The sequence below is a fragment of the Petralouisia muris genome (assembly GCF_004793545.1).
Lineage (GTDB): Bacteria > Bacillota > Clostridia > Lachnospirales > Lachnospiraceae > Petralouisia > Petralouisia muris.
This window is the reverse complement of record NZ_SRYA01000203.1, coordinates 1-1442: the sequence shown is the minus strand read 5'-3', so window position 1 is coordinate 1442 and position 1442 is coordinate 1. Positions and strand designations below refer to the sequence as shown.

Below are 1442 nucleotides of genomic sequence, written 5' to 3'. Positions count from 1 at the left end.
AAAAAGGAACCTTTTACAATTCAAATGTAAAAGATTCCTTAAGTTAATGACATTGCGTGTTTACGGGCTTTGCAGGCTTTCCGTGTTTGTATCTGCCGGGGAAGGAGACACCGTTGGATGCCAAGATTATTGCTCCTATGATTTTATTAAAAACTTCTATTCAATCAAACATTATTTGGAATTTAATACATCCTCAAAATCTGCAATTCCCTTTAACAAATCTTTAATTCTTTTTAATTCCGTATTTTGATCTAATGGCTGTTGAGTTTTATTTGCAGACATATGTGCTGTTTCTCCTCTCAAAGCACCAAAAGACGATAATGTAGATATAAATGTTGAATCAAAATCATCTGTTTTATACCCTAAAGGACCAAATAATTTTTTTATATTATCCTCTTTTATTCCATGATTGGATTTAATTTCTTTTCTATAATCTGCAATAATCATCCTTGCTTTCGTATCATTTGTGTCATTCTTGTCTATTTTATCATGCCAAATAAAAAGTGACGATAGATTATAATTTGCAATCTTTTTCTCTACCCACCTTTTTTCTGCTTTAGTTAACAACTTTAATGCGACACTTTCAAAATAATCTTCTAATTCAGCATGACATAAAAGCCTCAAACCTCTCAGTCTATCTGCTTGCAAATTAGTAATACCATTTATAGATTGATTGAACTTGAAATTTTTCTCAATTTGTGAAATTCTTTTTTCTAAATGCTTATATTCTTTAGATCTCTTTTGTTCACTCATAAAGGCACCTCTACTACATTTCGCTCATAACTTCTATCTTGCCTTCATTAAGTTTCAATTTAGGAATTTTCACATGGTTTTCATCAACATTAATTAGCAATTCTAAAATATCCGATACCTTTGTAAATCGCAAAGCAATTCGATTAATATCCTTTGTAGTATCACTTACAGCATGTATAAACTCATTATTATCATTCATTTTTACAAATTCTTCTACAAATTCTTTCTTCTTTTTATCTATAGCAAATCTTATTTCCTTTATTGAAAAATAATACGTCAAAACCTCATATATCGAACGATTAAATCTCCCGTTACATTTTCCCTTTGTATACCTACTAAATGCAGAATTGGGTGTAAACAAATCAGTTAAATAAAGAATTGCATTTTCCAATTCCTTAAACAATTCTCGAAGTACCTTTTCATTTTTCTCCCAACTTTTATTTAAATTTTCACATGTATAATCAAGAAATTCTTTTAAGTTTCCTTCATATTTATCCGCAAAACATTTAAATGCGAAATATCTTAAAGCCAATTCTATATCTTTCATGCGTGGATCAGCACTTTTGTTATTTAACATATTTTTTATTACTTCACTATTGGCCGTTTCATCATCTAAAAAATCCAAGAATGGACCCAATGTCATTAACTTAAGGAATCTTTTACATTTGAATTGTAAAAGGTTCCTTTTT

General features: G+C 29.3%; 2 protein-coding genes. Both read right to left on the bottom strand.

What is annotated here, in order from left to right:
* Nucleotides 1-171: 171 nt before the first annotated feature.
* Nucleotides 172-753, bottom strand: a complete 582-nt coding sequence (locus E5329_RS29045; RefSeq protein ID WP_135992566.1) for a HEPN domain-containing protein — start codon at nucleotides 751-753, stop codon at nucleotides 172-174.
* Between the two features lie 13 nt (nucleotides 754-766).
* Nucleotides 767-1442, bottom strand: a 676-nt coding sequence (locus E5329_RS29040) for a hypothetical protein (protein WP_275443888.1), incomplete at its 5' end; no start/stop codon positions are given.